This window comes from Bacillus pretiosus, from assembly GCF_052947655.1.
The window spans coordinates 1783418-1802148 of sequence record NZ_CM129593.1 but is presented as its reverse complement, the minus strand read 5'-3'; the positions used below and the strand labels follow the sequence as shown (position 1 = coordinate 1802148).

Annotated in this window: 16 protein-coding genes and 1 pseudogene; 2 read left to right on the top strand and 15 right to left on the bottom strand. The window is 32.4% G+C overall.

Features of this window, described 5'->3' with window-relative positions; translation table 11 throughout:
* The first annotated feature begins 182 nt into the window (after positions 1 to 182).
* The gene (locus tag ACU8YW_RS09360; protein WP_000789775.1) at positions 183 to 413 is read left to right on the top strand and encodes a DUF896 domain-containing protein; all 231 of its coding nucleotides are present in this window, start codon (positions 183 to 185) and stop codon (positions 411 to 413) included.
* A 50-nt stretch (positions 414 to 463) separates the two neighbouring features.
* Here the strand turns inward: ACU8YW_RS09360 and ACU8YW_RS09355 are convergent, their stop codons facing one another.
* The 7 genes from ACU8YW_RS09355 to ACU8YW_RS09325 all read right to left on the bottom strand — a co-directional run bounded on the left by ACU8YW_RS09355 (position 464) and on the right by ACU8YW_RS09325 (position 7116).
* Positions 464 to 943: a CcdC family protein gene (locus ACU8YW_RS09355; protein ID WP_097907231.1), complete on the bottom strand. Its 480-nt coding sequence runs from the start codon at positions 941 to 943 to the stop codon at positions 464 to 466.
* A gap of 217 nt (positions 944 to 1160) precedes the next feature.
* A complete protein-coding gene (locus ACU8YW_RS09350) occupies positions 1161 to 1556 on the bottom strand; it encodes a cytidine deaminase (protein ID WP_000358522.1) in 396 nt (131 codons plus the stop codon).
* A 33-nt stretch (positions 1557 to 1589) separates the two neighbouring features.
* Complete coding sequence (locus ACU8YW_RS09345; protein ID WP_001983022.1) at positions 1590 to 2891, bottom strand: pyrimidine-nucleoside phosphorylase; 1302 nt, start codon at positions 2889 to 2891, stop codon at positions 1590 to 1592.
* A 36-nt stretch (positions 2892 to 2927) separates the two neighbouring features.
* The gene (locus ACU8YW_RS09340) at positions 2928 to 4109 is read right to left on the bottom strand and encodes a NupC/NupG family nucleoside CNT transporter (RefSeq protein WP_000876170.1); all 1182 of its coding nucleotides are present in this window, start codon (positions 4107 to 4109) and stop codon (positions 2928 to 2930) included.
* A gap of 102 nt (positions 4110 to 4211) precedes the next feature.
* Positions 4212 to 4883 (bottom strand): deoxyribose-phosphate aldolase, encoded by a 672-nt coding sequence (gene deoC, locus ACU8YW_RS09335; protein ID WP_001017444.1) that lies wholly within the window; start codon positions 4881 to 4883, stop codon positions 4212 to 4214.
* A 307-nt stretch (positions 4884 to 5190) separates the two neighbouring features.
* Entirely contained in the window at positions 5191 to 6138 is a 948-nt protein-coding gene (gene deoR, locus ACU8YW_RS09330) for a DNA-binding transcriptional repressor DeoR (RefSeq protein ID WP_088608651.1), read from the bottom strand.
* Positions 6139 to 6525: 387 nt separating this feature from the next.
* Positions 6526 to 7116: a TetR/AcrR family transcriptional regulator gene (locus tag ACU8YW_RS09325; RefSeq protein WP_088608652.1), complete on the bottom strand. Its 591-nt coding sequence runs from the start codon at positions 7114 to 7116 to the stop codon at positions 6526 to 6528.
* A 674-nt stretch (positions 7117 to 7790) separates the two neighbouring features.
* Here ACU8YW_RS09325 and ACU8YW_RS09320 point away from each other — a divergent pair.
* Positions 7791 to 8444, top strand: a complete 654-nt coding sequence (locus ACU8YW_RS09320) for a CPBP family intramembrane glutamic endopeptidase (protein ID WP_088608653.1) — start codon at positions 7791 to 7793, stop codon at positions 8442 to 8444.
* A 568-nt stretch (positions 8445 to 9012) separates the two neighbouring features.
* On the opposite strand, the gene ACU8YW_RS09315 is transcribed toward ACU8YW_RS09320, so the two are convergent.
* From ACU8YW_RS09315 to ACU8YW_RS09280, 8 genes and pseudogenes are all read right to left on the bottom strand, one after another.
* A complete protein-coding gene (locus tag ACU8YW_RS09315; protein ID WP_426933762.1) occupies positions 9013 to 9639 on the bottom strand; it encodes a LysE family translocator in 627 nt (208 codons plus the stop codon).
* Between the two features lie 938 nt (positions 9640 to 10577).
* A complete protein-coding gene (locus tag ACU8YW_RS09310; protein WP_426933763.1) occupies positions 10578 to 12065 on the bottom strand; it encodes a sodium:solute symporter family protein in 1488 nt (495 codons plus the stop codon).
* Entirely contained in the window at positions 12062 to 12262 is a 201-nt protein-coding gene (locus ACU8YW_RS09305; protein ID WP_088063020.1) for a DUF3311 domain-containing protein, read from the bottom strand. The genes ACU8YW_RS09310 and ACU8YW_RS09305 overlap by 4 nt, the downstream gene beginning before the upstream one ends.
* A 12-nt stretch (positions 12263 to 12274) precedes the next feature.
* Positions 12275 to 13462, bottom strand: coding sequence for a M20 family metallopeptidase (locus ACU8YW_RS09300; protein ID WP_097889378.1), 1188 nt, complete (start codon positions 13460 to 13462; stop codon positions 12275 to 12277).
* A gap of 170 nt (positions 13463 to 13632) precedes the next feature.
* Complete coding sequence (locus ACU8YW_RS09295; protein WP_426933764.1) at positions 13633 to 14931, bottom strand: hypothetical protein; 1299 nt, start codon at positions 14929 to 14931, stop codon at positions 13633 to 13635.
* Between the two features lie 790 nt (positions 14932 to 15721).
* Positions 15722 to 16174 carry a hypothetical protein gene (locus ACU8YW_RS09290; RefSeq protein WP_088063017.1) on the bottom strand — a complete coding sequence of 151 codons (453 nt, stop codon included), beginning with the start codon at positions 16172 to 16174 and terminating at the stop codon, positions 15722 to 15724.
* Positions 16175 to 16933: 759 nt separating this feature from the next.
* Positions 16934 to 17170: pseudogene (locus tag ACU8YW_RS09285) on the bottom strand (sortase); the annotation flags it as partial.
* A gap of 186 nt (positions 17171 to 17356) precedes the next feature.
* Entirely contained in the window at positions 17357 to 18364 is a 1008-nt protein-coding gene (locus ACU8YW_RS09280; protein ID WP_446894055.1) for an MBL fold metallo-hydrolase, read from the bottom strand.
* Positions 18365 to 18731 lie beyond the last annotated feature (367 nt).

Below are 18731 nucleotides of genomic sequence, written 5' to 3'. Positions count from 1 at the left end.
TAGGTATTGTATATTAACATCTTCCCTATTTCAAGTATTTGTAGTTTTTTCATTCTTTATCACCCCACACACTTACAAAACAATGAATGTTTATAAGCATTGACACTTATTAAAAGATACGTTACAATAACTATACATTAGTAAGTAACTAATGTAATTAATTAAAACTAGAGGTGAATCAAATGAAAAACATTTTATTCCGTATTAACGAATTATCAAAAAAAGAAAAAGCATCTGGATTAACAGTTGATGAAAAACAAGAACAACAAATGCTGCGTCAAAACTATACAAAAACATTTCGTGGAAGCTTAGATTCCATTTTATTAAACACAAAAATTGTTGATCAACATGGTCTTAACGTTACACCAGCCGCATTACAAGATGCTCAAATACGTTTAAAATTAAGCAAATGAAATCAAAGCTAAAAAAACAATCGTATAAAACATAAAAAGAGCCGGAATTCCTATTTAGAAATTCCAGCTCTTTTTATTGTCTTTTCTAATTTAGTATATGAGCGATACATCGCAATTCTCCACGATACAATCATCGCAAATGCGAGTAAGAAAAACATTCCGCTTAACTCTGCTAAATCAATTGATTGACTTAAATATGATTTTAACGCTACTCGTACAGCTAATAATCCAACTAAAATAAATATGAATGCTTTTGACGGTTTCATATATATATGTTCATTTCTTATTTCAAACTTAGTTGTTTTAATAAGAAGTATAGAGAAAATAAGTCCTAGGCTAATTGCCTCTACTATTTCTAACGATGTTAATCGAAACTCTGGTAAAAAGTACATCATTGCACCAGTACTCATAAAAATTGGCGGTAATATAATTTTCTTTTTCGTTACCGGTTTTTTCGCTGCTTTAAAGCGAAGAAACATGACACCAACAGCCATACAAACCGCTACAATACTTGATAAAAGTGCTATCATACTATCCACTCCTATCTATATAATAAACCGATAATTAAGTAAATAAATGCTGCATTATATAATTTCTTCATTCTATTCCTCCTGCTGTAAACTTTCCATATTCGCTGCAATCATTTTACGGAAAGTTTATGAACGGAATATGAACAAAATATTACATTCAACTTTTGAAAATAAAAAAGCCATTCCACAATTAATATTTGCGGAATGACTTTTCAACTTATTTTAAATCTTCTATTGAGAAAGCACCTGGAAGTAATTGCTCAACAGTCACTTCTTTTTCATCACCTTTTACATTCGTTAGTAAAACTGGCATTTTCGGTTCACAGAATTCAGCAATTACTTGTCTACAAGCACCACATGGTGATATCGGTCCGTCCGTTTCGCCTGTAATAACTAAGTAACTAAAGTCGCGCTCCCCTTCTGATACTGCTTTAAAGATCGCTGTTCTTTCTGCACAGTTACATAAACCGTAAGAAGCATTTTCTATATTACAACCAGTATAGATTTTACCTTCTTTCGTAACTAATGCTGCGCCAACAGGAAATTTCGAATACGGAATATATGCTTTTGCTAACATCTTATTTGCTTCTTCGATATATTTTTTCTTATCCATATTATTTCCCCCTTAAAGTATGTGTAATTATGATTAGTCAGTAATAACTGTATGAACTAATTTAGGAGCCACTGCTGTTTCAGCAATAGAAATATTTTCATAAATTTTTGCTTTTACATCTTCTACATTTTCACGATTTGCATAGATCGTTACGAATGGCTCGCCTTCTTTTACTGCATCGCCAACTTTTTTACGTAACATTAATCCTACTGCTAAATCGATTTCATCTTCTTTTGTCGCACGGCCAGCACCAAGTAGCATAGCTGCGATACCAATTTCATCTGCAACAATGTTAGAAATAACACCTGAAGTTTTTGCAGGTACATCAATTACATACTTCGCCTGTGGCATTTTTTCTGGATTGTCTACAATTGAACTATCTCCGCCTTGATTGCTTAAGAACTCTTTAAACTTCTCAGTTGCTTTTCCGTTTTTCATAACTTCAATTAGCATTTCACGAGCTTCTTCTAACGTATTTGCTTTTTTCGCAAGTACGACCATTTGACTTCCTAATACAAGTACTAATTCCGTTAAATCTTCTGGACCTTCACCTTTTAACGTATCAATCGCTTCTTTCACTTCTAGAGCGTTACCAATTGCAAATCCAAGCGGTTGTGACATATCTGAAATAACAGCCATCGTTTGACGTCCTACATTATTTCCGATACGCACCATTGCATGTGCTAATTCTTTTGCATCTTCTTCTGTTTTCATAAATGCGCCAGCACCTGTTTTTACATCAAGTACGATTGCGTCAGCACCAGCTGCAATTTTTTTACTCATAATTGAACTCGCGATTAAAGGAATTGAGTTTACTGTTCCTGTTACATCACGTAATGCATAAATCTTTTTATCTGCAGGTGTTAAGTTTCCAGTTTGTCCAATAACAGCTACTTTGTCACGGTTTACAATATCAATGAACTGCTCTTTCGTAATTTCAACGTGGAATCCTTCTACCGCTTCTAATTTATCAATTGTTCCGCCTGTATGTCCTAAACCACGACCAGACATTTTTGCTACTGGTACATCTAAAGCAGCTACTAATGGTCCTAATACTAATGTTGTCGTATCACCAACACCGCCAGTTGAATGTTTGTCTACTTTAATTCCTTCAATTGCTGATAAATCGATCGTTTCTCCAGACTCAACCATCGCCATCGTTAAATCTGCACGTTCGCGATCTGTCATATCTTTAAAGAAGATTGCCATTGCAAGTGCACTCACTTGATAATCAGGAATACTTCCGTCTGTATATCCATTAATAAAGAATTTGATTTCTTCAGTCGTTAATTCTTTGCCGTCACGTTTTTTCGCAATAATATCTACCATTCTCATTACAATCACCATTCCTTTTTATATGATATGAATCTGTTAAAATAATAAGCCTACGATTGTTGCTGATAAGAAACTTACTAATGTTGCACCGAAAAGTAATTTCAAACCAAATCTTGCGACTACATTCCCTTGCTTTTCATTTAAGCTCTTAACTGCCCCTGCAATAATTCCAATTGAAGAGAAGTTTGCAAATGAAACTAAGAATACAGATATAATCGCTGTCGTTCTATCTGAGAAATTAAAGTTTCCTTGTGCTAAATCTGTCATAGCGACAAATTCATTTGATACTAATTTTGTTGCCATAATATTTCCGGCATTAACTGCTTCATGCCAAGGTACACCCATAATAAATGCAAATGGTGCAAATACATAACCAAGAATTTCTTGGAATGAAATACCGATTACACCTTTAAATACTGCATTAATGAATGCGATTAAAGCAACGAAACCGACTAACATAGCTGCTACTGTAATTGCAACTTTAAATCCATCTATAATGTATTCCCCTAATACTTCAAAGAAAGTCTTTTTCTCTTCTTCTTGTACTTCTAACATATCTTCTTCTTCAGTAACTTCATAAGGGTTAATGATAGAAGCGATAATAAAACCACCGAATAAGTTAAGCACTAAAGCGGTTACAACATATTGTGGTTTTAATAACACCATATATGATCCAACGATAGACATTGAAACGGTAGACATTGCAGATGCACATAATGTATACATTCTTTTCTCTGGCAATAATCCTAGTTGTTTCTTAACTGAAATAAACACTTCAGATTGTCCTAAAATCGCAGAAGCAACAGCGTTATATGATTCTAGTTTCCCCATTCCATTTACTTTACTTAATGCTAGACCAATAGATTTCACAATAATAGGTAATACTTTAATGTGTTGCAAAATACCTATTAAAGCTGAAATAAATACGATTGGCATTAATACACTTAAAAAGAACGAAAACTCTTTTTGATTTACTAATCCACCAAATACGAAATTCACACCGTCAGCGGCATATTTTAATAGCTCTCCAAAACCATCTGCTATTCCGCTAATTAATATATTCCCTACACTTGTATTTAATAATAAAAACCCCAAAATGAATTGTAATATAACCATCGTTATGATTGGGCGATATTTGACTTTCTTTCTATCATTACTAGCAAGCCAAGCGATACCTAAAATCAATACGAGGCCAAAAATACCGATTAAATATTTCATAAGCCGTCTCCTCCCATTCGTATCCGCTTACATTTTTTTCAATTGTTAAAGCAATAGATACACTTTACTTTGTGTATCTATTGCTTTTAACTTCATTAATGATTAGTAGTTATCTGTAGCACCTTTTGCATCATTTAATACGATTGCAACACTAGCACTTGCTCCAACGCGAGAAGCTCCAGCAGCTACCATTTTGTCTGCATCTTCACGTGTACGAACGCCACCAGATGCTTTTACACCAACGTTTGGTCCAACTGTTTTGCGCATTAATGCGATGTCTTCAGCAGTTGCTCCGCCAGTTGAGAATCCAGTTGAAGTTTTTACGAAGTCAGCACCAGCTTTTACTGATAATTCACAAGCGCGTACTTTCTCTTCATCTGTTAATAGGCAAGTTTCAATGATTACTTTTACAAGAGCTTTTCCTTTTGCTGCTTGTACTACTTCATAAATATCTTTTTCAACGAACTCGTTATCGCCATCTTTTAAAGCGCCTACGTTGATTACCATGTCAACTTCAGTTGCACCTTTTGCGATAGCATCTTTTGTTTCGAAAGCTTTTGTTTCAGTAGTGCTTGCTCCTAATGGGAAACCGATTACAGTACAAACATCTACATCATGTCCAGCTAACTCTTCAGCAGCTAGCTTCACCCATGTAGGATTAATACAAACAGAAGCGAATTTATATTCCTTTGCTTCTTCGATTACTTTCATAACATCTTCTTTAGTAGTATTAGCTTTTAAAATTGTATGGTCAATTAACTTTGCAATATTCATTATCTTCACTCCTCATATCTTTTAACAACTTCATTCTAACTCTTAGTTGAACAAATGTAAATACACTTTTGAAATTTTGTTCATTCTTTTCGGAAAGGAATTTTTCAATAGTAAATAAAGCGCATTCTAACTAAGAAACAATTCATATTTAAAATCAAAACTTTTATATTAACAATGGTAGTATGTATCTCAATATCCATAATTATTTTTAAAAAGGCAATTTGTATTCAAAAAACACTCCCATAATTCATACCTAACAAAATAAAAGGCTTTCTCAAAATTAACATCTTGAGAAAGCCTTTTATTTCTAACCTTTTTGATAATGTAACAATTCTTTTGCTGTATGCTGATCGATAATTAATACATTTGCATACCCGCCACGTAACGCACCATCAATTGCTTTTATTTTTCTATTACCACCAGCAACTAAAATAGAACGTTTCTTTAATTTCAGTTCTTCTAACTCAATTCCAATTGTACGCTGATTAATCTCTTCGCTACTAATCTTTCCGTCTCCATCAAAGAAACGTGAACAAATGTCACCGACCGATTGTTTTTTGAGCAAATTCGTTTCATCCTTATCGAAATAACCTAATCGGAATAATAGTGCTTCGTCTCTCACTGTTCCTACAGTGAAAATTGCAACATTCGCTTGTTTCCCCATTTCGATAATGTGATGAATATGTCGATCCTGCTCTACTAATTGTTTTGTCACTGCATTATCAAATATAACTGGAAGGGGTAGATTTCTTGGTGTCGTTTGAAAAGCATCTGCAAATAAAGCAATCGTTTCATTCGCATATGTATTTACACTCGAATGACTAATACCACCTTTTAACTGAACAACTTCTACACCTTTTACATGTTGTGGTACAATTTTTCTAGCGATTTCATACATCGTCATTCCCCAGCTTACACCAACGATATCACCAGTTTTAACCGTCTTTTCCATATACTCAGCTGCATATTTACTAATATACTCTGTAATCGTTGCATATTCTGGCACTGGAGAAAATACGACATGTGCCTCTAACAAGTTGTACTTTTCTTTCAGTAAATTTCCAACGTTATCTAAATCAGCAAATGGATCGGCTATGCTAATTTGAACAAATCCTTTTTCTTTCGCGTACTTTAATAATCTAGAGATAGTCGGCCTTGAAATATTTAATTTATTAGCAATTTCCTGCTGACTATAATCTGACTGATAATATAATCTTGCAACTTCAACGCTTAATTGTTGTTTATCTTTATCCATAGTAACTCATTACATATCCTTTCCTGTATTTCCTTTTCGTTACAAGCATTATACAGCTTTATGCAAGAAATTTCGACTACCGAATTTTATCTAACTGAACTTCTACTACACTTCGTATTTAAAATGAAACTTTATTGTATATATTTACAACCTCAGCATAGATACACTTGAAACATATAAATCGATTTATATGTAATTCATTCTTTTTTGCTTTTTCTGTAGTAACGATAACAAAGCCTTTCAATAAGAAACATGAAACATCGTCTAAAAAGTTACCTTTACTAATAACTATTCAAATACCCCTCATAAACAGAAAATACTGTTTATGAGGGGTATTTATTCAATTTAAGTCTATAAAAATTGGATAAAAACAATGCAAGTTTTCACTTATTTAGAATAAGTGACAAGATGATGTTTTATTTGTTCAATAAAATAATGATGGTGTATATTATCGTTAGATACTCGACTTGCCATAATAGCTCCCTCCATTGAAGATGTAAGAAAAGAAGCAAGTGATATAATGTCTATATCTTCTTTAAGTTCTTGTTTCTCTATTCCTTCTTTTATGAGAGAAGCCATTAACATTACTGTATCGTCATAACCTTCTGCTGCTGCTTTTTGTAATTCTGGAAATACTCCAGTACTTTCAATTGCACTATTAAGTAATGGACAACCTCCAGCAATAGGAGGATTATTAGCTGCATCTTGATATACAAGGAATATTGCAAGGATTTTATCGATTGCTGTCTTTTTATTTTCCATTGCTTTATGAAAATGACTCCACATAATCTCACCACTTTTGTCGTAGGCAGCAAGGACAATTTCTTCTTTATTTTTGAATCTACGATAAATAGATCCTTTAGGTAGTTCAGTAGCTGTCATTATATCCTGGATGGATGTGCGAGTTATCCCATTTGTATTAAATAAATATAAAGATGTTTCAATAATTTTTTCTTTTACCTTATCAACTTTAGTCATGCTTTGTAATCCTCCTAATAAAAACGATCTTAATATTCCAGGTAATGTTTACCTCTATTTTCTTAATTTTTTTGTAAGTATAAATAAATTTGGAACAGAAATATCTTATGGAAACCTCAAACAATACAGTTTGAAAAGAGGTTAATCAAATTGTATTATCCGTATAATCAGAGTGAATTTTCTGCCAAAAACAACATGACCAATTGTTTAATTCAGTCATTTTATTCAACTAATTTTACCTAAAATCGTAGAAGATGTAAAAATATATATTTTAGTGTATAGACATATGATTATTATATATAATCTCTATTAATATGTTTAGCTAAAGTGTTTGAACTACCCCCACTTTCACTTCATATATTAGGATATCTACCGCATTCCTTGCGGTTAAAAGCCTTATCACTTCATTCTTTAAAAAGGAAATCGTTAATAATTAATGAGTACTGAAATTTAATTGTAAATAAGAAACTCACATATAAGTATTTTGTATTTTTGTCATTTTGATTTTGTTAATACTTTGTAAAAAGGATTAACAAAACTAGAAACTTATAGTATCATTAGTTTTCGGACCGAACCGTCCGGTTTGGAATCTTATATAAATATATTTAGAAGGAGAACTTAATGCAGAAAGAAAATTCAAAGATTGTAGGTAATTTAATTAGGAGGATAATAAAATGAACTTTATAAAAATGAATAAAAAAGAACTTACTATGCTAATAATCTTTACACTGTTTGTACCATTTCAAATTGGCTTGTACATATTATTTGGCATATCACTTTTAGCTAATGTCAATTTAGTTGAATCAGAATTTGTTCTTAGTGCCATCGGTTTTACTGTACCTGCTATTATAGGAATAATTTTCTTTAGGAAAGAAATCATTCAAAGTTTTACTTATTTTAAAGAGAAGACAATTTTGAAAATAGTAAGTATTCCTATGGTGGTTTTATTTACGGTAATTGTGGAACAGTCTATTATGCGTTTTCTAGCAACTGGTCAGCCAGAGAACCAAGAACAGCTTCTTGAAACGGGTGCAGAGGTACCTATTATATTTACATTGCTTATATTTGGTATTCTGGGACCAATACTTGAAGAAATTGTGTTTCGTCACATATTAATAAATCGTTTTTCTTATCATATTGGTACTGCTATTGCATCTATCATTTCGATCATTATTTTTACACTTCTTCATACAAACCAGCTTTCGGATATTGCTATTTATTTACCTGGCTCGGTGATACTTACTGTGGCTTATCTTATTTCTAAAAGATCCATTGCATATGTAATAGCGATACATATATTAAACAATTGCCTTGGTTTCATTCTATAAGAAATTAGACTTAGTTCTTTTGCAAAGTAAAAAAATAGAAACAGATATTGATAAATGAGGAGTACAATTTAGACAGTGACTAATGATTTATGAAATTCCTTGTACGTCGAAATACCGCAGTTTGGATGTAAACTGCGGTTTCTTTTATATAGGGGGGCCCACTGCATCACAATTAAACTAAAAAAGGAAATACCATGACTAATATATGTTCTCCTTATATCCCATTACAGTAAACATTTTTGGAAAATATCCAGAATTTTATTAGCGAGTTAGTAGTTGAAGAAAAATTTGTTCCTCAGCCCTTAAGTTATAATACATAAAAATTAAATTGCTTAGTTAAGAGAAAAGATGAAGTATCAATTTTGCTTAAAGTATCTAAACTACCTTGATTTTTTCTTATACAGCAAACTATATCAAGTGATTAAGGAACTCATTTTTGAGGCTCAAGTTAGATATGTATATAAAATTAGTATGAAGGTGTGAAATCAATTATAAAATAGTAGCTTTAGAATAAATGAAAAGAGAAATAAATAACCACCATTATTTATTTCTCTTTTCATTTACATATTTATTTTTGGAAAAACAATCTAACTCCAAATACTAATAATACCGCGCCTGTAATACCCTCTATTGTACGGTTCACTCTTTCTTTTCTTAAAAAAGTTCTTAATTGACGTATGAGTGAGATATAAAGTAAATACCATATTGCTGTCAAAGTCGTAAATGTGACTCCTAATAATAGAAATTGTAGGAAATGATTTTGATTACTTACAATAAATTGGGGTAAAAAACTAATGAAAAACACAGCGGTTTTTGGGTTTAAAATTGCCGTAGTAAATCCTTGTCTAAAGCTTTTAATTGCCCCAATATCCTTAGAGTACATTTCTACTGAACCTGACATATCTTCTTTTTTATGTAAGGCACTTTTAATTGACTTTACAGCTAAGTAAATTAAATAAAAAGCCCCAGCATATTTTATAAATGTAAATAACATAGCAAATTTCATTAGGATGGCAGAGAGTCCTAGCGTAGCCATTATTGTATGAATCATCATTCCAGATATCGTTCCTAAAACAGTCTTTATCCCACCATTTTTACCATGCGAGATAGTGTTTTTTGTAACTAGTGCAAAACCAGGACCAGGCATTATTATGATTAGCATTGCTGTAAGAATAAATAATAGATAATTTTCCATGTTCTAGTATTTCCTTTCCAATTTTTAATTTTACTTACAGTATAGCTTTTTTCATTAAAACATTAAAATTAAAAGACTTGATCAAGAGTTCCGACAGGAAAATGCGGATTTACAACGATAAAGAAATTCTAATATAAAAAAAACAACTTTTCAAATGCTTCCACACATTCATTAACCAAAGTAGTAAATTCTTTACATGCTTTCATTCGCTTATTTCGTATCCACGCCCCCCCTTACTGATAATGCACTCTTCTGTTCACTCATCATTCATCCTCCTCCAAAATAAAAAGTACCCGAATGGATGCTTTTAAATTTACTCAAATATTACTGTAACTAGTTTAATATTTTCGAAGTCTTCACTTAAAAATAAAGTTTGTTATCTTCACTTTCGGCAATAGCTTTTAAAACTTCTTGAAGAGCACTCGATGCTACCAAAGAAATATCTTGATTTTTATTATTTAACTTTATCATCTCCTCTTTATGGCTTCATTAAGCTTACATTATATATCTATAATATAATTAAAAGTTACTTTTATGACAAAAAAGAGCAACCCATTAGTTACTCTTAAATGACAAAAAAACTGGCATCCTAAGATATAGGAATATACAGGATTTTAAAAAATAGGAATTATAAAAATCATAAATAATCTTTATTCTGGTGTTTCCGCACCTTTCAACGTACAGCAGAAGAATATAATATTACCCGACTGCCTTTCATTTGCTGTACGCTCAAAGGAAAGGAAAACCCTTCCCCGTATATGAAGTTACTATTAAAAAGTGGAATGAGCCCACTTATTTATTTTTACATAATTTCACCACTTAAATATTTATATTTTTTCCTTTTAAGCAGAAAATGAATATTACAAAAGAGTAACCATGCATCAGTTGTACTTTCGTCAATTTCTTATATTTTTACAGTAATTCCCTTTAGAATCAAATTAGGTCTTACTCTCAATTACAATTGTCTTGTCCCGATGAACATTTGAAATATTTTTGGTCATCAAACTGACTATTACTAAAACTACAATATTCACAAATAAAGCGATAATCCCTTCATTCAAATCTTTAATAACCTGAGGAAAACCAGGGAATAGTTTACCAATACTAATATTTCCTAAGTCCATAATTGAGACTAACAACCCTCCTGTAATAATCCCAGCAAATGCCCCTTGTTTAGTCACAAAGTTCTTTCTCATCAAACTCGCAAAAAATGTAGGAGCGAGTTGTGTAATGAAATTATAAGCAATTAGAGCTAGACTAAACAGGGTATTCCCTCCTTTAAAGGTCAAATAAATTCCTACAAGAGAAATAAATGGGACTAAGTATTTTACCAATTTGCCAAGCTGCATTTCCGTTACAGATGGATTAAATACTTGATATATATTTTTGGCAAGCAATGTTGATATTGCCATTAATAATAATGAACTTGGTACTAGTGCCGCTAACACTCCCGCTCCGCCAATTACACCAACAAACCATGGGTCAAAAGCTTGTTTAGACAGTTGCAGCAAGATAGTATCAATATCACTACCATTTAATCCTGGCATCCGCAAGATTGCAGCAAATCCAACGAAAAAGGCAAATAGTAAAATTAATTGATACATTGGCATTAAAATTGCATTTTTTCGTAATGCTTTTTCACTTGATGCAGCAAAAATGGGTGAAAAACCATGTGGCCACATATAAAATCCAATAGAGCTTAATATTACTGTTGATATATACCATGATATACTCATCCCCTGTTCAGGCAGTATGGTAAAGTTCGGTTTTACTTTTTCAATTGCCTCATACATAGGTTGAATCCCACCATAATAATGAATAGGAAAATAAAGTCCTAAAAATACGACAATCCCAAGAATTAAAATATCCTTTAAAATCGATGTTTGCGCAGAGCCATGAATACCAGAAACCATCACAAAAACAGTTACCCCTATCGCTCCAAACCAAATAGCTGTTGTAGAAGATATAGCACCGTAAGATGTTGCAGAAACGATATATCCTAGTCCCTTCAATTGCAGTACTAAATAGCATGTACAGGCTATTACACCAATAACTGCAACAAGTACCCCAAGATAAGGACTTTGATATTTTTTCACAAAAAAGTCCGACTGTGAAACTAACTTATGTTTCTTTGCATACCTCCAAATAACAGGAAAGGTCCAGTAGGAGATTACCGTTGCTAAACAACCATATGTTATGATACTAAAAATAGATCCCCCCTCTCCATAAGCTGAACCACTTGCCCCTAAAAAGGTAAAGGTCGTATACATTTCGCCTGCAGACAGAAGGAAAATCAACAGGGCTCCCATTCCACGACCTCCAACCGACCATTGCTCTAAATCCATTTCTTGCCCCTTTTTAGCACGAATACTAATCAAAATAGGGATGACGAAAAAACATAAAATGAATAACACTGAAATATTCATCTTGAATCCCCTTTCCGGTTAGTGGGATCTATTTTATAAATAATCGATAAGATAACTGTAGTTATAAGTGACCAAAGTACAATCCAAAAGTGGAAGAATGGCATTCCAAAAACATAAGGATTTACCTTATTTGTAAATAAAGCCCCTACAATAAACCCTAAGAATGGAATAAAGCTAAGCCAATGTATGATTTTCATACTTTTATCCCCCTAATACGCTAGGTTTAACATCTTATAAGTACCGTGAACTAATAACTGTACTCCATATCGTAAAGCTTGTTCATCAATAGTAAATCTGGGATGATGGTGAGGATAGATAATTCCTTTTTCTTCATTACGAGCCCCTATAAAAATATAAGATGATGGAGTCATATATTGGTAGGCAGAGAAATCTTCACTCCCCATAATTGGTTTTAAAATCTCTCGATTGTCTTCACTAAATACTTCACATACTGTCTCATCCATCAATCTTGTTACTTCTTCATCGTTTATAGTCGGAGCATAGCCAAACTGATAATTGAATTCATATGTAGCTCCATGTGCTTCTGTAATTCCCTTTACTATTCGTTCGATAAAAGTTGGAACTTTTTCTCTTAATTCTGGATTAAAACTTCTAACAGATCCCCCTATGCTTATCTTATCTGGAATAACATTAATTGCACCTCCTGCATTAAACTGAGTCACTGAAATTACAAGTGTTTCCTGAGCGTCTCGATATCTCGAAACAATATGTTGGAGATTAGTAACAATTTGAGTTCCAATTACAATGGGGTCAATCGTTAATTCAGGTTGCGATGCGTGTCCTCCTTCACCTAACACCGTAATATTAAAAGTATCTGCTCCAGCCATCATTGGACCGTAACTTAAGCCGATCTTACCCACAGGAAGCGCCGACGACAGATGACTTCCAACAATCATATCTACTCCATTTAGTACACCAGCTTGTACTAACTCTTGAGCACCACCAGGTGGAAGTTCTTCAGCGTGTTGAAATATAAAACGAATCTCCCCTTTAATTTGATTTTTTAATTGTGCAAGAACCCATGCCGTACCCAGTAACATTGCCGTATGTCCATCATGTCCACAAGCATGCATTACGCCTTTCTTCTGTGACACAAAGTCAAAATCATTCTCCTCCACAATTGGAAGCGCATCCATATCTGCCCGTAATGCAATTACCTTTCCTGGCTGCTTACCAATTAAACGAGCCATAACACTTGTGTTTGTCGGACGTGAAATTTCTAGATTACCAAAGCTTTGTAGCTTTTCAATAACAAATTGTGCAGTATTTTCTTCTTGAAATGATAGTTCCGGATATTTGTGCAAATGCCTCCTCCAACTAACAACTTCACCTTGAATATTTTCAATTAAATTATGAACTCTTTCTATTTGAGACATGTATTTCAACTCCTTTTCAATTTAAACTTCATTAGAAATTCTATTTTAGGTGTATTTAAGGAAAAAATTCCTTAAATGAAGTATATTAGTTATTAAAAGAAATTTCAATATTTTCAGATAAATAAAAACTTGTATGAATTGCAAAACAAATAAGCACCCCTAATGGATGCTTATAACAATCGATAAATTTTACTTGGTCTCCCACGTGTTGCATAGGTCTCTTGCCCGATACATTGTGCCAATTCAACCTCGCACATATCCGTAACAATACGTCTCACATTCCGTTCTGTCATCTCAAGATGTGTCGCTAATTCCTTTGTTGTGAAGCAATTCCATTTCATTTTATCTATAAGAGCCGATATTTTTTTATACGTTTTCACACTTATATTTCCTTTTTTTAATTTCTCTAAAAGGAATTCACTTTGGGTACGAATTGTAAAATTTAATTCTTTTTTATCACCCGGCGATTCAACAATTGTACCATCATCTTGAACAATTACAATCCCACGCTTTTTCATTCCCTTAGAATGCTGAATTGCACGAAAAGCATTAATTTCTGCCGAATATGCAGTCTCACCAAAACCAATTCCAACGGCAACAGTTGTATCTGCTTCAAACGCTAATCTCTGAATAGCATCTTGCAGCATCTGTATTTCTCTTTCAATTGCACCACGAGAGCTAAAAATCATATATCTACCGTTGCCCTTATCTGAAACAGACCCGTTAATTGTTTCACCAAGCTGAATCATTATTTCTTTCAATCTAATCTCCAAGTATTGCAAATGATATGGAGTCTTCATTTCCTCCGCAACTTTATTAAAATACTCAACTTCAATGATTTCGACACCAATTTGTGCATCTTTAAAATAGGCGGCTTTTACTTTCTCAGAAAGTATTCTGAGTGTCTGGCGAATTTCCATCTTACTCATCGACATTCTATAAGATGGAATTCCACGCTCTCTTAGGGAATCACATACTGACGGGAAACAAGTTAAGACTCCTGATATTTTTCCTTTTTCCCATAAATCCATGTGAAAATTTAATAATTCCTCCATATCAATATCCAAATCAAATACTTTCGTATAAATCTGTGGCTTCTTTATATGTAACTGTGATAAAGCTTCTTCACTAATATTATTTAAAGACATTGTATCGATACTTAGTTTCTCAATAATTCTCCCCTGTTCATAAATCATCTCTAAAAGAGATTTATATAAGCCTGATTCTGTAGCAGGAACATAAACCATTATTTTATCGGTGCCTATATATTTTTTTGCAATTTCATAGGGAAGCGGGCCAGAAAAAAGCCACGCATGGACATGAGGAGTATATTCATTTACAATTCTCTCTATTTCCTCTATTTGTTCATAGGAATAAGAGGTAAATTCCAACTCATGTTTGTATTCTTCTACCATGCCTAGAATCTGATCTATAGAAGTTTTTAAACCGATTAATCCAACTTTATACATACTATATTCACCGCCTTTACCATATATATGTACTCATATTATATAGGATACATACAGTATACTATATAACTTAGACTTAGGACTTACGATTATAAGGCAGTTATCCCTTACCTAAAGTTCTAATTTTATACCTTCTCATTTTCCGACAGAAGATCTCTCTCTTGAAAATGCGGAGGTATAAAATAGTTACTCTAAAACATCCTTACTCACTCTTAACTCGATAGCAACATAATACTTCTGAAATATGCACATTAGTAAGAAGGCATTCGTCTAAATACCGTTTTTAATCAAAACGTATATCTAAATCATCCTCCCTCTCGCTTCATGTCACCATATGTTAGAGATACATAGAAAAAAAAGAGCAATGTATAGCTATTGCTCTTTTTAACTCTCATATCAAAATATTACTAGACTTTTTAATTTTCACATATCCATCTAAGTACTGACCATCAATTACAGCTGCATAAGCAACCAGTTCATGTGTCTCTTCATTTTTATATAAATTTAAAATTATATATCCCCAGACTGAAACTTTGCAATACCGTCTGCACTATTCCCATGAGCAATCACAAATCCATTACCTGCCGTTGCCCTAGATGCTATTCTATTTATTTAATATACCGATTTCATAGCGATTATAAACATGAAATAAACTTTATCTATTCACCAAACTCATGGCCATTCAAAGTGATTCATCCTAATAGAGGTATCTACTTTTGGATACCAAAAAGAACCCTTCCGTTTCGGTTAGGTTCTCTTTGGTATACTGCTTATAATGAAATTATCCTCATTATTTTCGGTCCTTATTTCTTCTTCTTTTAACTCCTAAATAAAGTACCCAAATAATTACAGCGAAGATCAAAATACCTACCACAATTCCCAATAAGTTAGAAAAAACATAGGTAATGAACATAAGTGAAAATATAACATGAATCATTGCTACAATTATTGATACAACTCTTACAGTTGTAGGATCCATATCCTCATAGTTATCTTTCAATATATCTTTTAACCATAGCCATATCATTACAATATTAAAAACTAAACTTAAAAGATTTATAGCCAATGTCCACATCATGTCTAAACTTCCCCGGCCATTAAATATACTGCTATAAAAGCCTTTTACTGTTTCTATTCTTATTTCTTGAAATCCAAAAATCGCCACAATACCTATAATGATTACAATTAATGAACCTACTGATTTTCCTAAACGATTTTTAAAGGTATCTAATACTTTCTCCATAATATCTCTCCTCGTACTTTTTATGATAAATACGTTAATAGGTGAATCACACCGTAAAATTCCTCTATCCTTTCATCTAGGATAATCTTTATAGTAGTTTGGTGTTATTCTAACTTCCCTATACCTATTGAGTGCATATAAGCCTCATCATTGACAAATCCAATTCTACTTCATATTTTTTCATTAGTTTCTAAAATTCATTTCCCCTTGACCCTCACATTAGACTATCATAAAAGCTATTATTTCTTACATGTTTAATGAGTTTCTTCTGTTGCTTACTTTTTCTACACTTTCATTCCAACAAAATAACCATCATAAGGATCCATTGCAAATTTTATAAAGAGTATAAATAGAACGAAAACACTCAGTTAATCGACTTAAATGATAAATAGCCCTGCCTTGGATAAACAGAGCTTTTCATCAAAAGTAGTGCTATGTATAATAAATACACTAGGGTAGGGTATTTAAACACCTTTCAACGTACAGAAGAATATGCCGACATCTCACATGTTTTTCATCTTGTTGTAGACTCAAATGAACTTAATATATCGATTATCGCATAATCACACTGTGAGTTTTTATCTATTTTTTCGTTAATATACGCAAAAATAGAATTTATTATTAGAATTTTAATTTATTCAATTGATTACATGTTTTTTTACATTAATTGTGCAAAATTTGTATTTTACATACAAGCGATCACTGTATATCTAGAGAAAACTCAAAATAAAAAGGAAAGGTTTTTCCCTTTCCTTTACACTAATTTATATTTTTTACTTGTACCAATTCATCCGTTATGATAATACTCTTCGAATTATCTAAAACAGATATACATGTCACAAGAGTTACTTCTGTCTTACCATGATCTTCTATCACTTTTCACTGTTCAGGTGTAACTTTTAATATTCTCGTCACGATATGTTATTATTCTGTACCGTTGTCATATAGATAAATTTTATCATTCTTTTTTAATTTTGATAGCTCACTAAACAAAACCACTATGCACATAGGATAGTGGTGTTATTCCCTACATAAAGAAATAAGTAACATATCGCAAATTACGCATCATTGAAAAGCAATTCTATTTTAACAAACTTTAAAGGTAAATTTAAAAACATTTTTTCTTTACTCGGAGAAAAGCACCTTAGGGTGCCTTTTCTTTATTAATGGACGCTCCTCCTTTTAGAAATACATACTTTGAAAACCTTGAAGTATTTGAAAATCAATTTTATCTGCTTTTGTCCTTTGAATTATAAAATCCAATACATTATTAACATTATCTGCATATTTAGGCATTACTTCCAGAGTATCTGCCAATGGTTTAGTGAAATCATCCCAATGTATTGGAATAACAAGTTTCGGTTGCACCTTTCCTACCGTTTGTTCGTAATACCTATTTAGAAACGTACTTTCCTGCTTTCCTAATCCCCCTACTCCTAAAAATAAAACATCAGCTTGAATATTATCTAATCCCCCTTCTATATAGTTAGCACTTGGTTTAACAAGGAAAGCTTTATTATTATGTGTAATTAAGAAATCATATGAAGAGTCCTCATGATAATCTAAAGCTTTAGCTGGTTGTTTTAATGGCTTCGTTATTTTTTCCCCTTCGTCAAAGGTTGGTGAATGTTTTGACGGAAGGACAGTGATAGTAAAGTCACCAAACTCTATAGCCTTATTTATCTGGTATACAGACATCTGTTTCTTATTTATACCACCACCAAGACCTACATTGATTGTTGATTCTGAACCATATACATATGTTCTAGTTCGTTTAGCAATATAAGCTAAATCAAATGCATGATCATAATGTGTATGTGCGATAAACAATCCCTTAAGTTTATTATTATCAACCCCTATTCTATTAAAAACTCTATCTACAGTATCTTCATCTGTTTTTAAACTGCTAAACACTATCCTTGGTAAAGATGGCCTAGAAATAAAACCATCAATCATTAATTGTGTATTACCATCATCAAATAATAATGATGATGTTCCTAAAAATGTGACCTTTACCTCTCCTTGATTCAATACTTTTTGTATTGTCTTTGGAGCATAATATTCCTTGTATTGCTTAATATCTGCTGAAGGCGTTAAAAATTTATAATAAACAAAAATGGAAGCAATTATCACCAATACTAATAACCCTATAAAAATACCCTTAACTTTTTTTCTTAATATATATTTCAAAAAACAATCTCCTTTTCTAGACATAATATATTATTAACACATATTTTACAGCGATATTACCGGATAACCAAACATATTCATTCCATAAATGGGGTACCACCACATCTCCATCAAGCTAAAAAATTGTATCCATAAAACACAAAAACGCGATTCTTTTTGTAGAAATATACAGAAAGAGTCGCGTTTTTTGTATGAGTTTATCGATTTCTGATGAATTACAATTGTTTTCTAAAGCATTACAGCAACTTAATATTACCTTTCTCTTCTAAATCTTTCTTTTTCACGTATCCCCTAATCAGGTATTTCAAACAGTTTAATGATAGGACATACACAACACAAAAGATAAACAGTTCTGAATCACAATCTC

Excerpts from the sequence above, each read along its gene's own strand:
- ACU8YW_RS09305 (WP_088063020.1), bottom strand. The coding sequence starts at position 12,262 with ATGAAAATCATACATTGGCTTAGCTTTATTCCATTCTTAGGGTTTATT.
- ACU8YW_RS09290 (WP_088063017.1), bottom strand. The coding sequence starts at position 16,174 with ATGGAGAAAGTATTAGATACCTTTAAAAATCGTTTAGGAAAATCAGTA.
- deoC (WP_001017444.1), bottom strand. The coding sequence starts at position 4,883 with ATGAATATTGCAAAGTTAATTGACCATACAATTTTAAAAGCTAATACT.
- deoR (WP_088608651.1), bottom strand. The coding sequence starts at position 6,138 with ATGGATAAAGATAAACAACAATTAAGCGTTGAAGTTGCAAGATTATAT.
- ACU8YW_RS09345 (WP_001983022.1), bottom strand. The coding sequence starts at position 2,891 with ATGAGAATGGTAGATATTATTGCGAAAAAACGTGACGGCAAAGAATTA.
- ACU8YW_RS09340 (WP_000876170.1), bottom strand. The coding sequence starts at position 4,109 with ATGAAATATTTAATCGGTATTTTTGGCCTCGTATTGATTTTAGGTATC.
- ACU8YW_RS09295 (WP_426933764.1), bottom strand. The coding sequence starts at position 14,931 with ATGTATAAAGTTGGATTAATCGGTTTAAAAACTTCTATAGATCAGATT.
- ACU8YW_RS09355 (WP_097907231.1), bottom strand. The coding sequence starts at position 943 with ATGATAGCACTTTTATCAAGTATTGTAGCGGTTTGTATGGCTGTTGGT.
- ACU8YW_RS09320 (WP_088608653.1), top strand. The coding sequence starts at position 7,791 with ATGAACTTTATAAAAATGAATAAAAAAGAACTTACTATGCTAATAATC.
- ACU8YW_RS09300 (WP_097889378.1), bottom strand. The coding sequence starts at position 13,462 with ATGTCTCAAATAGAAAGAGTTCATAATTTAATTGAAAATATTCAAGGT.
- ACU8YW_RS09315 (WP_426933762.1), bottom strand. The coding sequence starts at position 9,639 with ATGGAAAATTATCTATTATTTATTCTTACAGCAATGCTAATCATAATA.
- ACU8YW_RS09325 (WP_088608652.1), bottom strand. The coding sequence starts at position 7,116 with ATGACTAAAGTTGATAAGGTAAAAGAAAAAATTATTGAAACATCTTTA.
- ACU8YW_RS09310 (WP_426933763.1), bottom strand. The coding sequence starts at position 12,065 with ATGAATATTTCAGTGTTATTCATTTTATGTTTTTTCGTCATCCCTATT.
- ACU8YW_RS09360 (WP_000789775.1), top strand. The coding sequence starts at position 183 with ATGAAAAACATTTTATTCCGTATTAACGAATTATCAAAAAAAGAAAAA.
- ACU8YW_RS09350 (WP_000358522.1), bottom strand. The coding sequence starts at position 1,556 with ATGGATAAGAAAAAATATATCGAAGAAGCAAATAAGATGTTAGCAAAA.